General features: G+C 67.1%; 15 protein-coding genes. 9 read left to right on the top strand and 6 right to left on the bottom strand.

Going from position 1 to position 16,660, the window contains the following annotated elements; translation table 11 throughout:
* Nucleotides 1–1,152 (bottom strand): 2-oxo acid dehydrogenase subunit E2 (locus ACQVDU_RS10165; protein WP_443477049.1); only part of this gene is annotated, 1,152 nt, incomplete at its 3' end.
* Between the two features lie 175 nt (nt 1,153–1,327).
* Between ACQVDU_RS10165 and ACQVDU_RS10160 the strand changes: the two genes are divergently transcribed.
* Complete coding sequence (locus tag ACQVDU_RS10160) at nt 1,328–2,782, top strand: GuaB1 family IMP dehydrogenase-related protein (protein WP_443477039.1); 1,455 nt, start codon at nt 1,328–1,330, stop codon at nt 2,780–2,782.
* A 167-nt stretch (nt 2,783–2,949) separates the two neighbouring features.
* Here ACQVDU_RS10160 and ACQVDU_RS10155 read toward each other — a convergent pair whose 3' ends face one another.
* Nucleotides 2,950–3,903 carry a hypothetical protein gene (locus tag ACQVDU_RS10155; protein WP_443477038.1) on the bottom strand — a complete coding sequence of 318 codons (954 nt, stop codon included), beginning with the start codon at nt 3,901–3,903 and terminating at the stop codon, nt 2,950–2,952.
* 353 nt (nt 3,904–4,256) lie between these two features.
* On the opposite strand from ACQVDU_RS10155, the gene ACQVDU_RS10150 reads away from it, so the two are divergent.
* Nucleotides 4,257–5,582: a hemolysin family protein gene (locus ACQVDU_RS10150; protein ID WP_443477048.1), complete on the top strand. Its 1,326-nt coding sequence runs from the start codon at nt 4,257–4,259 to the stop codon at nt 5,580–5,582.
* Nucleotides 5,579–6,646, top strand: a complete 1,068-nt coding sequence (locus tag ACQVDU_RS10145) for a hemolysin family protein (protein ID WP_443477037.1) — start codon at nt 5,579–5,581, stop codon at nt 6,644–6,646. Before ACQVDU_RS10150 ends, ACQVDU_RS10145 begins: the two co-directional genes overlap by 4 nt.
* A 9-nt stretch (nt 6,647–6,655) precedes the next feature.
* On the opposite strand, the gene ACQVDU_RS10140 is transcribed toward ACQVDU_RS10145, so the two are convergent.
* On the bottom strand, nt 6,656–7,732 hold the full coding sequence (locus tag ACQVDU_RS10140) for an NADH:flavin oxidoreductase/NADH oxidase (RefSeq protein WP_300594201.1): 1,077 nt from the start codon (nt 7,730–7,732) through the stop codon (nt 6,656–6,658).
* 27 nt (nt 7,733–7,759) lie between these two features.
* Between ACQVDU_RS10140 and ACQVDU_RS10135 the strand changes: the two genes are divergently transcribed.
* The 3 genes from ACQVDU_RS10135 to ACQVDU_RS10125 are packed head-to-tail and all read left to right on the top strand — an operon-like array spanning nt 7,760 to nt 10,253.
* Nucleotides 7,760–8,611: an ADP-dependent NAD(P)H-hydrate dehydratase gene (locus ACQVDU_RS10135; protein ID WP_300594198.1), complete on the top strand. Its 852-nt coding sequence runs from the start codon at nt 7,760–7,762 to the stop codon at nt 8,609–8,611.
* Nucleotides 8,612–8,667: 56 nt separating this feature from the next.
* On the top strand, nt 8,668–9,948 hold the full coding sequence (locus ACQVDU_RS10130) for a hypothetical protein (protein ID WP_300594196.1): 1,281 nt from the start codon (nt 8,668–8,670) through the stop codon (nt 9,946–9,948).
* Complete coding sequence (locus ACQVDU_RS10125) at nt 9,945–10,253, top strand: thiamine-binding protein (RefSeq protein WP_443477036.1); 309 nt, start codon at nt 9,945–9,947, stop codon at nt 10,251–10,253. The genes ACQVDU_RS10130 and ACQVDU_RS10125 overlap by 4 nt, the downstream gene beginning before the upstream one ends.
* A gap of 18 nt (nt 10,254–10,271) precedes the next feature.
* On the opposite strand, the gene metX is transcribed toward ACQVDU_RS10125, so the two are convergent.
* Together metX and ACQVDU_RS10115 are read right to left on the bottom strand one after the other, a co-directional pair.
* Complete coding sequence (gene metX, locus ACQVDU_RS10120; RefSeq protein WP_443477035.1) at nt 10,272–11,477, bottom strand: homoserine O-acetyltransferase MetX; 1,206 nt, start codon at nt 11,475–11,477, stop codon at nt 10,272–10,274.
* A 143-nt stretch (nt 11,478–11,620) separates the two neighbouring features.
* Complete coding sequence (locus ACQVDU_RS10115) at nt 11,621–12,943, bottom strand: bifunctional o-acetylhomoserine/o-acetylserine sulfhydrylase (protein WP_443477034.1); 1,323 nt, start codon at nt 12,941–12,943, stop codon at nt 11,621–11,623.
* A 137-nt stretch (nt 12,944–13,080) separates the two neighbouring features.
* Between ACQVDU_RS10115 and ACQVDU_RS10110 the strand changes: the two genes are divergently transcribed.
* Nucleotides 13,081–13,857: an SDR family oxidoreductase gene (locus ACQVDU_RS10110; protein ID WP_443477033.1), complete on the top strand. Its 777-nt coding sequence runs from the start codon at nt 13,081–13,083 to the stop codon at nt 13,855–13,857.
* Between the two features lie 23 nt (nt 13,858–13,880).
* Here the strand turns inward: ACQVDU_RS10110 and ACQVDU_RS10105 are convergent, their stop codons facing one another.
* Entirely contained in the window at nt 13,881–15,386 is a 1,506-nt protein-coding gene (locus ACQVDU_RS10105; protein ID WP_300593732.1) for an MFS transporter, read from the bottom strand.
* A 63-nt stretch (nt 15,387–15,449) separates the two neighbouring features.
* Between ACQVDU_RS10105 and ACQVDU_RS10100 the strand changes: the two genes are divergently transcribed.
* Nucleotides 15,450–15,950: a phosphoribosyltransferase gene (locus ACQVDU_RS10100; protein ID WP_300593729.1), complete on the top strand. Its 501-nt coding sequence runs from the start codon at nt 15,450–15,452 to the stop codon at nt 15,948–15,950.
* A 3-nt stretch (nt 15,951–15,953) separates the two neighbouring features.
* On the top strand, nt 15,954–16,652 hold the full coding sequence (locus ACQVDU_RS10095; RefSeq protein ID WP_300593726.1) for a uracil-DNA glycosylase: 699 nt from the start codon (nt 15,954–15,956) through the stop codon (nt 16,650–16,652).
* Nucleotides 16,653–16,660 lie beyond the last annotated feature (8 nt).

The following is a 16,660-nucleotide window of genomic DNA, read 5'->3' as shown; positions in this document are numbered from 1 at the left end:
GTTCCAGTGAATCGGCGCGTAGGGGATGCGCAGCTCCGCGAAGATGTCTTCGTAGAAGCGGCGCTCGCCGATGAGCAGCTCGTGGATCTTCTTGAGGAACTCTCCCGAGCCGGCGCCCTGGATGACGCGGTGGTCGTACGTGCTCGTGAGGGTGATCGTCTTGCCGATCGCCAACTCATTGAGGGTCTTCTCGCTCGCACCTTGGAACTCGGCCGGGTATTCGAGCGCGCCGGCGCCGACGATGCATCCCTGCCCCTTCATGAGACGGGGGACGGAGTGCACGGTGCCGATTCCACCGGGGTTGGTGAGCGAGATCGTCGTGTTCTGGAAGTCTGCAGCTGTGAGCTTGTTTTTGCGGGCGCGGGAGACCAGGTCTTCGTAGGCCGACAGGTACTCGGCGAAGGTCAGGGTGTCGGCGTGCTTGATGCTGGGCACCAAGAGCGCACGCGTGCCGTCGGGCTTCGGGAGATCGATTGCGATCCCGAGGTTCACGTGTGCCGGCGCGACAACCGACGGCTTCCCGTCGATCTCGGCGTAGAACACGTTCTGGCTCGGGAACTCGGTGAGGGCACGAATGATGGCCCACCCGATGAGGTGCGTGAAGCTCACCTTCCCGCCTCGGGTGCGCGCCATGTGGTTGTTGATCACGATCCGGTTGTCGATCATGAGCTTGGCGGGAACGGTGCGCACACTCGTCGCGGTAGGAACGGTGAGCGACTCATCCATGTTCGCAGCGAGCGTCTTCGGCATCCCCTTGAGGACGGTCACCGTGTCCTCGGACGGCGGGGCATCGGATGCCGCGCGTGCGGTGTCGGGGGCTTGCGCCGGAATCGGCTGGGCGGAGGCGGGACGAGCTGTCGTTCGCGCAACGGGCTGCGAGCCGATCACCGGGGTGGGTGCGGTGACCGGATGCGCGTCGTTCGACGCAGGCTTCGCGGCCGCGTTCTCTCCCGCGGGCTTCGCGCCGTTCTCGCCGGACGGCTTCGCGCCGTTCTCGGTGGCAGAGTGGTAGGCCTCGAGCACCGGCCACCAGGCCTTGTCTACCGAGTTGCGGTCTTGTCGGAACTGCTCGTACAGCTCTTCAACGAGCCACTCGTTGGCGCCGAACTCACTTTCGTTCGACACTCCGACGCCGGTCACCTGACTCGACACGTTAGATCGCCCGCTTTCGTCACGATTGTCGTCGCGGACTATCGTCGTCGCGCCCGCGTCGTTCAACAGACCAGCGTAGTCCGTCCAAACACCCCGGCAGGCCATCCGAACCCTGAGCTGCGCCGCGAATTGGTCACGATTCCGCTGAGACCATGGACGGGTACGCTTGGCCCACATGGAGTTCTACGGTGATGCGCCGGCCTTCGACCTGACCTACTCGGACGTCTTCCTCGTTCCCCGCCGATCGGGCGTGGGGAGCAGACTCGAGGTCGACCTCTCCCCGCGCGATGGGACTGCAGCCACCATCCCGCTCGTTTCGGCAAACATGAATTCGGTCACGGGAGCGCGCCTTGCCGCCACGCTCGCGCGCCGGGGCGGGCTCGGAGTTCTTCCGCAAGACCTTCCTCTGCAGGAGCTGGATGCCGCGATCCGCTGGGTCAAGGACCAGCCTGCCGCCTGGGACACGCCGCTCGTTCTTCCCCCCGACGCGACAGTTGCCGACGCAACGACCCTGCTGCCTCCGACGGAGGGCTACGGCGTGATCGTCGCGCGGCCCACCGACCGTCTCATGATCGAGGATGTTCAGGGCATCGTGACCGCGGTCCGCCTGGGGTCTGCGCTCCCGGACGCGCGTCTGGGCGATCTCACCCGCGGGCGACCCGCGTCTGTTGATGCCGACGATATCGAGTCGGCTCGGCACGCGTTCGATGTCATCGTCGCGGCTGATGCTGAGATCGTCTGCGTCGTCCACCACGGACGGGTCGTCGGGACCCTATCTCGTCGAAGTGCCCTGCGCGCGACGCTGTACCAACCCGCCGTTGACCGAGACGGTCGCCTCATCGTCGCAGCAGCCGTGGGTATCAATGGCGATGTCGCCGGTAAGGCACGCGCGCTCGTGGCCGCCGGTGTGGATGTCCTGGTGCTCGACACCGCGCATGGTCATCAAGAGGGGATGCTGGGCGCGCTGCGAACCGTGTCGGCCCTGGACCTCGGTGTGCCGCTTGTGGCTGGAAACGTGGTCACCAGCGCCGGCGTCGGCGACCTTGTTTCGGCCGGCGCGAACATCATCAAGGTCGGCGTCGGGCCGGGTGCGATGTGCACGACCCGCATGATGACCGCCGTGGGGCGACCGCAGTTCTCGGCTGTCCATGAGACCGCGCTTGCGGCCCGCGCCGCCGGTGCTCATGTGTGGGCCGACGGCGGTGTGCGTTACCCGCGCGACGTTGCCCTGGCACTGGCAGCCGGCGCAGCATCCGTCATGATCGGTTCGTGGTTCGCCGGAACGATCGAGGCTCCCGGATCGCTGCAACGCGACGCTGCCGGCAACCTCTACAAGGAGTCGTGGGGGATGGCCTCGACCAAGGCAGTGCAGGCGCGATTCGGTCGCCTGGATGCCTACGAACGAGCACGCAAGGAGCTGTTCGCCGAGGGGATTTCGTCGTCGAAGATCTACCTCGACCCGCAGCGACCCGGCCTCGAAGACCTCATCGACATGATCACCTCCGGCGTTCGCTCGTCGTTCACCTACGCCGGTGCCGCCTCGGTCCCCGAGTTCCACGAGCGCGCGCTCGTCGGTCTGCAATCGGCCGCCGGCTACGAGGAAGGCAAGGCGCTCCCCGTCAGCTGGTGATGTTCGCCGTCCGGGTGGGGCTCGCCTGTCCGCGGAGCGTAAATCTCCTGAGTGCTGCTGTTGTGTGCAGGTGCTGCGAATAGAAGCGCCGCGGCTGCACACAACAGCAGCACACGGGTGCTGGCAGCTGGCGAACGCGCGTGCGTGCTCCGCTCGGCGAGCAGCGGTCAGGGTCGGGGCAGGGCGCTGGCCAGTCCGTCGCCCGTGAGGATGTCGTAGAGGCGACGCGGATGCTCAACATCCGCGCGGTCCCACCGCGAGAACCCGCGCACTTCACGTCGAATCTCGTTCTCACGATTCTTCTCGTCTATCACCGCGTCGGCTGCGTCGTGACCTGGGCGACGGAGCGCGGCATCCCGGTACTTCCCTTCACCGTCGAATTCGCCCCAATGGTCAGCCTCGGGAAAGTAGAAGTCGGCGAAGACAAGTCTTCCGGTGCGCAGGACGCGCCGCTCTTGCAGCCGAGGCCGCGGAAATCCCAGTCGTGCGATCTCCACACGGCAGTGGGATTCGCGAACGTTGGCAGCTCCGGGTTCCGCGAACGACAGCGCCCGCAGCGCCCGGACCTGTCCGCGATGGTGCGGGTCGCGAGTCCACAGTGCGTGAATGCTGTCGATGTCGGTGAGTTCTCCGCCCGGCCGACCGGCCCAGATCGCTTGATCGATACTGGCGACGGCGGGAAGGAACCGAAGGGAGCGGGCGAGGTCAAGCGCGGTCTGTGCCGGCGTCGTGATCATGTGGTGACCGAACGGCATCACCTCGAGCATCCGCCGGTCGCGGGTATGACGGCGAACGACGCCACTGGAGCGTCCGCCCGTTGCAGGCCCGCAGGTCACATCGATGGCCTCTGGCCAGGGATCCAGCATGTCGATGCCGTGCTCCGCTGCCGCAGCGGAGTGTGAGATGACCGCGCCGGGCGCAAGACGACGCGCGACTTCGTGAACACGCACGCGGTGGCGCTCGATCGGTGTGAGCATGAGCCAGTGATCGGAGCGGACAAACGCCCCGGGTGCGACCTTTACCCAGGTGCCCGCCTTGAGGGCGCGCCGCAGGCGCCGATTGTCCAACGGTTCCATCCGCTCGGAACGGCGAATTGTGTCGATCTCGGGCAATGGGCGCACGGAAGCATCCTCGGTTCATCGCTCCGTGCGGCATCTCCGTGCGGAGTGCCGCGGTGGATGTGTGCCGGAGCAGACGCACGGGGGAGGAGACCTGGCGGCCAGTAGCAGCGCGCGGGTCAGGCCCGGTTCCGGCGCCCTGTCACGTCCGTGCGCTGCAGTTCTGTGCAGATGCTGCGCATTGATGAGCCGCAGATGCGCCGAAATGCCGCGCACGTGGGGCGGTGCGCCTGTGCGTACGGGTTCGCCGTCCGGGGTCGGCATCTCGCCGGGTAGACTCGTCTCACGATGGACGACCCTCCGAGTTGCCGACGATCGCCCCACCGACCCGCACCCCAGACCGGGGGTGATGCGTGATGGAGTTCATCATGCTGGGGGTGGGGCTCCTGCTCACGATCGGGACGGGACTGTTCGTCGCCAGCGAGTTCGCGCTGGTCAACCTCGATCGCGCCGACCTCGAAGCGCGCCAGGCCGCGGGAGAGACACGCCTCTCGCTGACGATCAGCGCGCTCAAGATCACCTCGACGCACCTGTCCAGTGCTCAACTGGGGATCACGCTGACGACACTGCTCACCGGTTACACGATGGAGCCGGCGATTTCGAGCCTGTTGCGTCCGGTCTTCACGGGGTGGGGTTGGCCCGATGCCGTCGTCAGCCCGCTCGCTGCGATCATCGGTGTGGCCATCGCCACCATCTTCTCGATGGTGATCGGCGAGCTCGTGCCGAAGAACTTCGCACTCGCGGTCCCGAGACAGACGGCGAAACTTGTCGTGCCGTTTCAGACTGCCTTCACGACCGTGTTTCGCCCTGCGATCGTCGTTCTCAACGGAAGTGCCAACGCGTTCCTTCGCGCGGTGGGAATCGAGCCCAAGGAAGAGCTCTCGGGTGCGCGCTCGGCAGAGGAGCTCTCGAGCCTCGTGCGCCGATCGGCGAGCGCCGGTGTCCTGGAACAGGACACCGCGTCACTGCTCGATCGCTCCCTCACCTTCGCGCGCCTGACCGCCGCGGATGTCATGACGCCGCGCCCGAGTGTCCACGCGCTCGCCGCTGACGACTCCGTCGAAGACGTCATCCAGCTCGCGCGATCCACGGGTCACAGCCGCTTTCCGGTGTACGAGGAGTCGATGGATGACATCGTCGGGATCGCTCACCTCAAGGCTGCAGTGGGTGTTCCCCGTGGCAGACGCGGAACGGTTCCGGTGGGCGCAATCGCGACCGAGCCGCTCCGCGTGCCCGAAGCCGTGCACCTGGACGCGCTGCTGGCTGAGCTCCGTTCCCGCGGGTACCAGATGGCGATCGTCGTCGATGAATATGGCGGCACCGCCGGAGTCGTCACCCTCGAGGACCTGGTCGAAGAGATCGTCGGTGAAGTCCTCGACGAGCACGACCGGCGTCGCACCGACATCGTCCGCATCGAGCGGGATGTCGTCTTCCCCGGGGAGCTTCGGCCCGACGAGGTGCTCGACCGAATCGGCATCCGCATTCCCGTGGGCGACGTGTACGACACCGTCGGTGGTTACCTCATGAGCGAACTCGAACGGATCCCCGTCGTGGGAGACACCGTCGAGCTCGAGGAGGGAACCCTGTCTGTGGAGAGGATGGCCGGCAGGCGGGTGGATCGGGTGAGGTTCGTCCCCGTCGCCCTTCCCGGTGAGGATGCCGACGAGGAGGTGTCCTCGTGAGTGACTGGGCAGGCCTGGCTTGGTTGGTCGTCCTGCTGGTGGCCAACGCCTTCTTCGTCGGTGCTGAGTTCGCTGTCATCTCCGCGCGCAGGTCGCAGATCGAGCCGTTGGCTGAGCGCGGCTCGCGGGCCGCCAAGACGTCGCTGTACGCCATGGAGCACGCGACGCTCATGCTGGCGACTTCGCAGCTGGGTATCACCATCTGTTCTTTGCTGATCCTGAACGTCTCAGAGCCCGCGATCCACCACCTCTTGGCGGTGCCGCTCGAACTCACGGGGCTGAGCGATGCGGCAGTCGATGTCATCGCGTTCGTCATCGCCCTCGTGGTTGTCTCGTACCTGCATGTCGTGTTCGGCGAGATGGTTCCCAAGAACCTCGCGTTCTCGGTTCCCGATCGTGCCGTGCTGATGCTCGCGCCGCCGCTCGTGTGGGTCTCGAAGGTCTTCCACCCGGTCATCGTGACGCTCAACTGGATCGCCAATCACGTCGTGCGGTTGTTCCGGGTCGAGCCCAAGAATGAAGCGACCTCGACCTACACGCTCGAAGAGGTCGCGACGATCGTGGCGCAGTCGCGAATGGAGGGCGTGCTCGAGGACACCGCGGGCACGGTAGCGGCAGTCGTCGAGTTCACGGAGAAGAAGGCCCGCGATATCGCTGTTCCGCTCGCTGATCTGCTGACACTGCCGCAGAACTCGACGCCCAAGCAGATCGAGCGTGCCGTCGCCAAGAACGGATTCTCGCGATACGTCATCGTGGACCCTGCGGGTATTCCGCTCGGCTACGTCCACCTCAAAGACATCCTGCGAGCTGCCGAGGGAGAGGACGCCGCGACTGACGTCGTGCGGCCGATCGACCCCGCTCGCATCCACCACATGGTGCCCGTGACGGAGAACACCGACCTCGAGGATGCTCTTGCTCTCATGCGGGAGCAGGGACGACACCTGGCTCAGGTACGCGACGCGAGCGGCACCATCACCGGTGTTCTTTTTCTCGAGGATGTCATCGAAGAACTCGTCGGTGAGGTACAGGATGCCACCCGTCGAGGCTGGCGAATCGAACGGTAGGGTCCGCGCTCACACGATCCGCGTGGGGCGGGCACGCTCGTACTGCGCGGGCCAGTAGTCGATATCGACGCCGAGCTCTGCCGCAGCGCGCAGGGCGAAGTGAGGATCGCGCAGCCACTCGCGCGCTGCCATGACGGCATCCGCGGCGCCTGACGCGAGAACCTCCTCGGCCTGTGTGCCCGCGGTGATCATCCCCACCGCGCTCACGGGAACTCCCGCTCGCTCTCGCACTTCACGGGCGAACGGCACTTGGTAGCCCGGACCCGCGATGACCCGCTGGTGCGCGACGAGACCGCCGCTGGAGATATCGATGAACACGGCGCCGTGCTCAGCCGTCCAGGCGGCTACCGTCGCGGTCTCCGCGACATCCCAGCCGCCCTCAGCCCAGTCTGTAGCCGAGAATCGCACCATCACGGGGGTGGTCGGCGCGGCAGCCCGGACGGCGCCGATCACCTCGAGGAGCAGTCGGGCTCGGTTTTCGAGCGAACCGCCGTAGGAGTCTGTTCGCTGATTCGACAGCGGCGAGAGGAACTCGTGGAGCAGGTAGCCGTGCGCGGCATGAACCTCCAGCACATCGAAGCCGGCTTCGACGCTGCGGCGGGCGGCTGCCGCGAAGTCCTCGACGACCTTCGCGATTGCGGCGTCGTCCATCTCCTCGGGGACAGCGTAGCCCTCGTAGGCGATCGGTGAAGGCGCGAGCGGCTGCCACCCGCCGTCGGCTGCCGGCACAGTCCCGCGACCTGCTTTCAGCGGGGACCACGTCGACGCCTTCCGACCCGCGTGCGCGAGCTGGATTGCGGCAAGAGCGCCGCGAGCACGGATCTCAGCAGCGATCGGTGCCCAGGCATCGCGCTGGCGGTCGTTCCAGATTCCCGTGTCCTCAGGGCTGATCCGGCCCTCGGGGCTGACCGCGGTCGCCTCGGTCATGACCAGACCCGCGCCGCCGGTCGCGAACGAGCTGAGGTGGGTGAGATGCCACGTGTTCGGCATCCCGTTTACCGAGCTGTACTGACACATGGGGGCGACCCACAGGCGGTTGCGGGCCCGCAGCGAACCGAGCTCGACGGGGGTGAACAGCAGACTCATCGATTCTCCAGAGGTAGGGTTGCTCGCATGTTGCGGTCATGGGCGGCGGATGACGCGCGCCGCGTCCTGGGAAGACCAACCGCTCACGACGACAAGTATTCCCGCGGCGTCGTCGGCTTGCGGACCGGGTCGCGGCAGTTCCCCGGTGCCGCTGTGCTCGGTGTCGAAGGTGCCTGGCGCACGGGCATCGGCATGGTGCGCTACCTTGGCCCGGCTCGACCCACACGGCTCGTACTGGCGCGGCGTCCCGAGACCGTCACAGCTGGCGGCCGCGTCCAGGCGTGGGTCATCGGTTCGGGTACGAGCTCCGAAGATCGGACGGATGCCGAGACGCGCATGTTGCGCCACGTTCTCGACGGGCCCGATCCTGTCGTCGTCGATGCCGGCGCAATCGATCTGGCGGCATCTGCTACAGCTCCGTTAGTCATCACACCGCACGCCGGCGAGCATGCCAAGCTCCGCGCTGCGCTCGGACTCGACCCGGACGGTGCCCGCAGCGCGGCGGGTGCAGCCGAGACCGCGGCGGCGCTGGACGCCGTGGTCCTCCTGAAAGGCGCCACCACCGTGGTCGCGTCCCCGGAGGGCTGGGAGTGCGAGATCGAAGCTCCGACGTCGTGGCTCGCAACTGCCGGGACCGGGGACGTCCTGGCAGGGATCCTCGGGGCTGTCACAGCCGGGGCGGCTGCGCGACGCGCGACAGTTTCGCTTGCCGCGTGTGCTGCGACTGCTGCATGGCTCCATGGCCAGGCCGCCCAGACCGCGTCGGAGGCCGTAGCCGGCGGACCGATCACGGCGCTGGATGTCGCCGAGCATCTCCCGCTCGTCGTGGGCCGCCTTCTCGGGGGCCCCGAGACGACGCCAATGCTCATCGAATCGTGATCTGCGCGACCGGCGGGCTGGCGGGGTGGACCTCACCGCTTCCGTAGGATGGTTGCGTGGGACGGCGGGGTTGGATGTGGGTGGCGTTCGCCCTCGTACACGGATTCGTTGCAGTAGCGGGCTACCAGCTCCCGAACGCACCGATGGGCGATGTGTACCTGGTCTACGAGCCCTGGTCGGGCTGCGCACTCGGCATCATGGATTACTGCGGGACGTCGGGACGGCAGATCGTCGGGATCACCGAGCCGTGGGTCTATCCGGCTCTGGCGCTCGTTCCCATGCTCGCGGCCTGGTTGTTCGAAGCCGCGGTGTCGTACACGCCGGCCTGGGCGATTCTCGTGACACTCGTGGACGCCGTCGCATTTGCCGTGCTGCTCGGTGACGCGCGATCTCGCGGGCGGACGATCGCCGCCGCGTTCTGGCTCACCTTCCTGGTTGCGCTCGGGCCCGTCGGAATGTATCGCCTCGAAGGGATCGCGGTTCCGCTCGCGATCATGGGATGCCTGTGGCTCGTACGCCGGCCGTGGCTCGGATCAGCATTGCTTGCCGTCGGCACCTGGATCAAGGTGTGGCCAGCCGCACTTCTGGCGGCAGCCGTTGTCGCGGTGCGACGTCGCCTTGCCATCGTCGGCGGTGCCGTCGTCGTATCGGCAGCCACCATCGCGGTGGTGGTCGCGCTCGGCGGTGGACGGTATCTGTTCGGCTTCATCAGCGACCAGACCGGCAGGGGCCTGCAGATCGAAGCTCCCGTGTCCGCCGTGTACATGTGGTTCTCGGCGTTCGACGTCTTCGGGTCCCGGGTGTACTACTCCAGCGACCTGCTCACGTTCCAGGTCACCGGCCCCGGTGTCGACGCCGTGATCGCCCTCATGACGCCGCTGCTGGCGGCATCCGTGCTGGCGTTGCTGCTGCTCGGGCTGTGGGGAGTGCGCCGTGGAGCGCACATCGTGCGGCTGTATCCGGCGCTGGCGTTCGCCCTGGTCCTCGCCTTCATCGTCGTCAACAAGGTTGGCTCGCCCCAGTACATGACCTGGATCGTGGCGCCTCTGGTCTACGGGCTTGTGGTCGACCGTGCGACCTGGATGCGGCCCGCCGCCGTCGCGGTGGCAGCTGGGCTTCTGACGCAGATCGTCTACCCGATCTACTACAACTTCCTCATGACAGACCACCCCGCCCCGGGGGTTGTCGCCCTGCTCACCGCGCGAAATCTCGCTCTCGTGGTGATGTTCGCGTGGTCGGTCATCCATCTGGTGCGCGTTGCCCGCGAGGGCGGGTCTGCCTCGACCCGGGCGCCGCGCAGACGCCCGGTATCCGTCAGCGAAAGGTCTGCCTCATGATCGTTGCCTTCTCCGTCGCCCCTAGCGGTACCGGTAACGCCGACGGATCCGTCCACGACGCCGTCGCAGCGGCCGTGCGGATCGTTCGGGAGTCGGGACTGCCGAATCGTACGTCGTCGATGTTCACCGAGATCGAGGGGGAGTGGGACGAAGTGTTCGCGGTCGTGAAGGCTGCCACCGAGGCCGTCGGCGCGTACGGTTCACGGGTCTCGCTCGTGCTCAAGGCCGACATCCGCCCGGGCTATACCGGCGAACTCGACGGAAAGCTTGAGCGCTTCGAGCAGGCCCTCAGTAACGAGGACTGACACCGCCGGACTCCGCGATCAGCTCTCCAGGAGCCGGCGAAGATGGGTGCTCACTGTCGGCGTCTCGATGAGGAAGCCGTCGTGGCCGAAGTCGCTCGAGATGACCGCTGCCTGATCGCCGTCGAGAGTGGTGCGGATGCCGCGGGCGATGCGATGTTGTCCCTCGATGGGGAAGAGCCTGTCACTGTCGATGCCGACGACGAGCGCGGTGGCGCTCACGCGAGACAGGGCATCTTCGATGCCCCCGCGATCGCGGCCGACGTCGTGCGAGTTCATCGCCTCCACGAGCGTGATGTAGGTGTTCGCATCGAAGCGGCGCGTAAAGCGGTTGCCGTGGAAATCGAGGTACGACTCGACCGCGAACCGGCCACCGTCGCCCAGAGGGCTGACCTCTGACTGCCAGGAGCGCTGGAAACGCTGGTTGAGCTCGGTGGGGGAACGGTAGTTGAGCAGGGCCATGCGCCGTGCAAGAGCGAGCCCGCGATGCGGTCCGTCGCCGTCGGCCGCATCGTAGTACTCGCCGCCCTGGAAGCGTGGGTCGACCCGGATTGCATCGAGCTGCACCGAATTGAGGGCTATCTGGTCGGCGGTGTTCGCCGGGGGAGCAGACAGTACAGCGACCCGCTCGAGCCGGTCGGGGTACTCGATCGCCCACTCGAGCGCATGCATCCCACCCATCGATCCGCCGATGACAGCTGCCCACACGTCGATGCCGAGAGCGTCGGCGAGCTGCCGTTGCGCGTGGACCTGGTCGCGGATCGTGAGGTACGGGAAGCGAGCCGCCCACTCATACCCGTCGGGGGCGATCGTCGCAGGTCCGGTCGAGCCCTGGCATCCGCCCAGCATGTTCGGAGCCACGACGAACCACCGGTTCGTGTCGATGGCGCTTCCGGGCCCGACGATCCCGTCCCACCAGCCGTCGGTGGGATGCCCCGGGCCTGCTGGTCCGCGCACGTGCGAGTCGCCGGTCAGCGCGTGGAGAATAAGGATCGCGTTGTCCCGCGTGGGGGAGAGTTCGCCCCACGTCTCGAATGCGAGGCGGTAGGCGGGAAGCTCGGCGCCGCCCTCCGTCCGGAACGCGCCGAACGCGGCGAAGCGGCGGTCGCCGGCGGGGTCGCCATCACGCCAGGCGCCTGTCGCCGGGGGCCTGCCCAGCAGTAGGCGCGCGTCGGCCTCGGTCACGGGCGATGAGGGCACCGTGTCTTCCGAGGTCTGCCAGTCCATTCGCCTATTCTCGCGGGTCCGCCCCGGCATCCGTCGCAATGTGACGTTTCCCGCGTCCAGACTCGAACGCCGAAGGGTCGCAACTTGCCGCTGGATCGGGGATCCGTGCGGCGTGTTGCGACCCTTCGGGTGCGAGATGCAGGTCAGGCGTTAGCTGCGGCTCCGACGCTGCGGGCCGCTGCGAGGGCCTGGGCGAGGTCAGCCTTCAGGTCCTCGATGTTCTCGAGACCGACCGAGAGGCGAACGAGGCCCGGCGTAACGCCCGCCGTGAGCTGCTGCTCGGGCGTGAGCTGCGAGTGGGTCGTGGATGCCGGGTGGATCACGAGCGAGCGCACGTCACCGATGTTGGCCAGGTGGCTGAACAGCTCGAGCGAGTCGACGAACGCGCGACCGGCGTCGACACCGCCCTTGAGCTCGAACGACAGGACCGCGCCGACGCCCTTGGGTGCGTAGGTGTTGGCCGCCGCGTACCAGGGCGAGGTGGGAAGACCCGAGTAGTTCACGCTCGCCACGTCATCCTGGTTCTCGAGCCACTCCGCGATCTCCTGCGCGTTCTGCACGTGACGCTCAATACGCAGCGAGAGCGTCTCGATGCCCTGCAGCAGCAGCCAGGCGCTGATCGGGGAGATGGACGAACCCAGGTCGCGCAGCAGTTGCACGCGCGCCTTGATGATGTAGGCGATGCCGTCGCCGACCGCGGTCGTGTAGGACGCGCCGTGGTAGGAGGGGTCCGGCTCGGTCAGACCGGGGAACTTCTCGACGTTCTGCGACCAGGCGAACTTTCCGCCGTCGACGATGATGCCGCCGATGGTGGTGCCGTGACCGCCGAGGAACTTCGTCGCCGAGTGGATGACGATGTCGGCGCCATGCTCAAGGGGACGGATGAGGAACGGGGTGGCGATCGTGTTGTCGACGATCAGCGGCACGCCGTTCTCGTGTGCGACGGCCGAGACCGAACGGATGTCGAGCACGTTGATCTTCGGGTTGCCGATGGTCTCGGCGAAGAAGAGCTTCGTGTTCGGGCGGACGGCGCGACGCCATTCCTCGGGGTCGTCCTGGTTCTCGACGAACGTCGTCTCGATGCCGAGCTTGGCGAGCGTGTACTTGAAGAGGTTGTAGGTGCCGCCGTAGATCGAGCTCGACGAGACGATGTGGTCGCCGGCCTGCGCGATGTTCAGCACGGCGAAGGTCTCGGCAGCCTGACCGGACGAGACGAGGAGGGCGCCACTGCCACCCTCGAGCGCCGCGACACGCTGCTCCACGACATCCTGCGTCGGGTTCATGATGCGGGTGTAGATGTTGCCGAACTCGGCCAGAGCGAACAGGTTCTGGGCGTGGTCGGCGTTGTCGAACACGTATGAGGTGGTCTGGTAGATCGGGGTCGCGCGCGACTTCGTGGTCGGGTCGGGGGCGGCGCCGGAGTGGATCTGCTTGGTCTCGAACTTCCAGTTCTCGGGTGCGGACATGAGGTGCTCCTTGCGTCTTCGGGGTCGGTCGGCGGGTCGACCGGCCACCACCGAGAGTACGAAGACGTGCCGTTGTCAACAACCGCATGGAAATGTGACGTAACACTTCGCGTGCCCGTGCCAGCTAGCGTTGACGCATGACCAGACGCGCAGTGGTGACGGGAGCCAGTTCGGGAATCGGTGCGGCAACGGTGCGCCGTCTGCGCGCGAGCGGGTGGGAGGTCGTGGCCGTCGCCCGGCGCGCCGATCGCCTCGCGGCGCTGGAGGATGAGACCGGAGCCGTTGCGTTCGCTGCGGATCTCACGACGGATGCCGACATCGACGCGCTGACGGAGTTTCTCGCCGGGTCCGGAGCCGTGCACTCCGTTGCACACATCGCCGGCGGTGCTCGCGGCACTGACCGTGTCGAGGAGGGCCGCGTGTCGGACTGGCAGTGGATGTACGACGTCAATGTCCTCGCCGTGCAGCGGCTGACGCAGGCGCTGCTCCCGCAGCTGCGGCGAAGTGCGGCATCCGGCGGTCATGCCGACCTGCTGTTCGTGACCTCGACTGCCGCGCAGGTTGCGTACCCCGGAGGTGGTGGATACAACGCCGCGAAAGCCGCCGAGTCGATGCTGGTGAATGCCCTGCGTCTCGAGCTCAATGGGGAGCCACTGCGCGTCATCGAGATCGCCCCCGGGATGGTCTATACCGAGGAGTTCACCCTGAACCGTGTCGGTGGTGATCGTGACCGTGCGGCGGCTGTCTACGAGGACGTGCAGAACCCGCTCACTGCCGAGGACGTCGCCGATGTGATCGGCTACGCCCTGGAGGCGCCCGGCCACGTCAACCTCGACCTTGTGACCATGCGCCCCGTCGCGCAGTCTGCCCAGTACCTGCTTGCCCGAGGCCCGCTCACTCCGCGCCTCCCGTAGCGCAGGGGCGGGCGCGACCACGCTCAGGTCAGCTGCCCGCTGCCCTGGGTGGCCTCGAGCTGGCTCGTGTCGGTGTCGGCGAAGGCGACCTTCGGGACGAACAGCAGCAGCAGGGCTGCGAGGAAACCGCCGCCGGCGCAGATCGCCCAGACGGCGAGGTAGCCGCCGAGGGATGCCGCGGTTTCGCTGGCGACAGCCCCGGCGCCGGCTGCAAGCAGCACGCCGAACACGGCTGACGCGAAGGCGCCGCCGACGGTCTTGGTGGTGTTGGTCAGCGCGGAGGCGATGCCGGTCTGTCCACGTGGGGCTGCCGCCGCAGCCGCCGCAGGCAGCGCCCCGACGAGAGCGCCGGAGCCGAGGCCCGCGATCATGAGGTTCAGCAGCACCTGCCAGAGCTCGAGGTGGAACGGCAAGAACAGCGTGTAGCCGATGCCGACCAGAAGCGATGCGCCGATCAGGATGAGTCGGGGATTGGCCCGACGCGACAGCACGGCGAAGATGATGGCGCCGATGATGAGGGAGAGCAGATACACGCCGATCACGTACGAGCGCTGCGACGCCGACAGCCCCAGTCCGTAGCCGAGAGATGAGTCGGTTCCCGCGTACGTCGACAGCGGCCCTTGGGCGCCGAGCAGGCTGATTCCCACGAGGAACGCAGTCGTCTGCACGGGCCACATCTCGGGTCGCCGCAGGACCCGGATGTCGATCGCGGGGTCGTCCTGGCGCAGTTCGAACCGGACGAACCAGACGAAGACGCCAAGCCCGGCGGCAAAGAGCGCGACCACCCACCACCACGCGTTCTCGCCGAGGTCGAGTTGCGGGATCATGCGCATGTAGACCAGGGCGCCCGTCACCAGCAACAGACCCCACGTCAGCAGCACGAAGCCCCAGGTGTCCAGGCGCCGACCCGTCGTGGGCTCAGACTCGGGAACACCGAGCCAGATGACCCCGGCGATGAGGGTGACCGCGATCGCGGGAATCATCATCGTGACGGTGAGGTCGCCGGTCGCTTCGAAGATCGCGCCTGCGGCAAGCGCCCCCGCGATCGCACCGGCTTGCAGTCCGACGACGAGGAGCCCAGCTGCGCGCCGGGTGGAGGAAACGCCGCGGTTCTGGCGGCGACCGCGCTCGAAGATGAGCGCGACCTCCAGCGGCAGCCAGACGACGTAGAACCCCTGCAATGCCCACGCGATCAGGAAGGTCCAGAAGTCTCCCGCGAACACGAGCCACCAGCTGGCTGCAGCGGTCAGGATGGACGAGATCAGCAGAATCCGCTTGTGCCCGTACATGTCGCCGAGCTTCGCGAGAATCGGAACGACGAGCGCAGACAGCAGCAGCTGGGCAGCTTCGAACCAGTTCACATCCGAATCGTGGATGCCGAGGTCGATGACGATGTCACTGAAGAGCGGAACGTAGTAGCCCTGGATGATGCCGCTGACGAATTCGACGAGGATGAACCAGCCGATCAGCCCTGCAGTGATTCCCAGGCCCGTTCCGCGCAACCGGTCGAGGGCGGATGCGGCGGGCATGCCCGCGAGAATAGCACCGCGGCGCCGCCTAGTCTGGTGCGGGGGTAACCGAGAGGAGAACCGGTGACGACCGAGCGGGAAACGTTGACCTGGCAAGGGTTCGGAGATGCCACGCGTGAGCTATCCCGCACCATCGTGGCTGATGGCTTCATGCCCGATGTGGTCGTCGCGATCGCCCGCGGCGGGCTCCTGCCTGCCGGCGCCATCGCGTACGGGCTCGGCGTCAAGAACTGCGGGGCGATCAACGTCGAGTTCTACACCGGCATCGGCACGGTGCTTCCCGATCCCGAGCTCCTGCCCCCAGAGATGGATATGGCCTACCTCGACGGTCGTCGTGTCCTGCTCGTAGACGATGTCGCCGACAGCGGGCGCACGCTCGATCTGGCGGTGCGTCTGCTGACCGATCGTGGCGCGATCGTGCGCAGCGTCGTCATCTACACGAAGCCGACGACGATCATCCGTCCGGACTGGTCGTGGAAAGACACCGACCTGTGGATCGATTTCCCGTGGTCGTGGCAGGGGTCGGTCATCGAGCAGGATGCCGCGGTCACGGAGTCGGCCTGACCCATGGCGATGTCCCTGCCCGAGCTCGCCGACGCCGGTCTGATCGACAGCGGCTGGGCTGAGGCTCTCTCGCCTGTCGCCGATCGGATCGCGGGCATCGGGGAGCGCCTGCGGGCTGAGGTCGCCGCCGGGCGGCGCTATCTACCGGCGGGAGATCGAGTCCTCCGCGCCTTCGCGCGTCCGCTGGCAGACGTGCGGGTTCTCATCGTCGGTCAGGATCCCTATCCGACGCCCGGACACCCCATCGGTCTCTCATTCGCTGTCGACGCTCACGTCCGGCCCTTGCCGCGGAGCCTCGGGAACATCTATCGAGAGCTCCACGATGACCTCGGCATTCCGGCAGCTTCTCACGGCGACCTGTCGGCCTGGAGCGAGCAGGGTGTCATGCTGCTGAACCGTGTCCTCACCGTGTCCCCGGGCGCTCCCGGCTCGCACCGCGGCTGGGGTTGGGAGGCTGTCACAGAGCACGCGATTCGAACGCTGGCAGCACGCGACCAGCCGCTTGTCGCCGTCCTGTGGGGGCGGGATGCCGCCAGTCTGCGGCCCCTGCTGGGGCCGGTTCCGATCATCGAGTCGCCGCATCCCTCACCCCTGTCGGCGAGCCGTGGGTTTTTCGGCTCCCGCCCGTTCTCCCGGGCCAACGAGCTGCTGGAGCAGCAGGGGGCAGAACCGATCGACTGGCGCGTCGAGCGGTCGGCGTAGGCTGATCT

The organism is Microbacterium sp. F2, from assembly GCF_052274505.1.
GTDB lineage: Bacteria > Actinomycetota > Actinomycetes > Actinomycetales > Microbacteriaceae > Microbacterium.
Note: the sequence above shows the minus strand (reverse complement) of the source record. Positions and strands in the feature narration are given on the sequence as shown.

Coding starts and splice junctions, on each gene's coding strand:
- ACQVDU_RS10135 (WP_300594198.1), top strand. CDS start 7,760: ATGTTGCGGTCATGGGCGGCGGATGACGCGCGCCGCGTCCTGGGAAGA.
- ACQVDU_RS10105 (WP_300593732.1), bottom strand. CDS start 15,386: ATGCCCGCCGCATCCGCCCTCGACCGGTTGCGCGGAACGGGCCTGGGA.
- ACQVDU_RS10110 (WP_443477033.1), top strand. CDS start 13,081: ATGACCAGACGCGCAGTGGTGACGGGAGCCAGTTCGGGAATCGGTGCG.
- ACQVDU_RS10150 (WP_443477048.1), top strand. CDS start 4,257: ATGGAGTTCATCATGCTGGGGGTGGGGCTCCTGCTCACGATCGGGACG.
- ACQVDU_RS10140 (WP_300594201.1), bottom strand. CDS start 7,732: ATGAGTCTGCTGTTCACCCCCGTCGAGCTCGGTTCGCTGCGGGCCCGC.
- ACQVDU_RS10095 (WP_300593726.1), top strand. CDS start 15,954: ATGGCGATGTCCCTGCCCGAGCTCGCCGACGCCGGTCTGATCGACAGC.
- ACQVDU_RS10160 (WP_443477039.1), top strand. CDS start 1,328: ATGGAGTTCTACGGTGATGCGCCGGCCTTCGACCTGACCTACTCGGAC.
- ACQVDU_RS10125 (WP_443477036.1), top strand. CDS start 9,945: ATGATCGTTGCCTTCTCCGTCGCCCCTAGCGGTACCGGTAACGCCGAC.
- ACQVDU_RS10115 (WP_443477034.1), bottom strand. CDS start 12,943: ATGTCCGCACCCGAGAACTGGAAGTTCGAGACCAAGCAGATCCACTCC.
- metX (WP_443477035.1), bottom strand. CDS start 11,477: ATGGACTGGCAGACCTCGGAAGACACGGTGCCCTCATCGCCCGTGACC.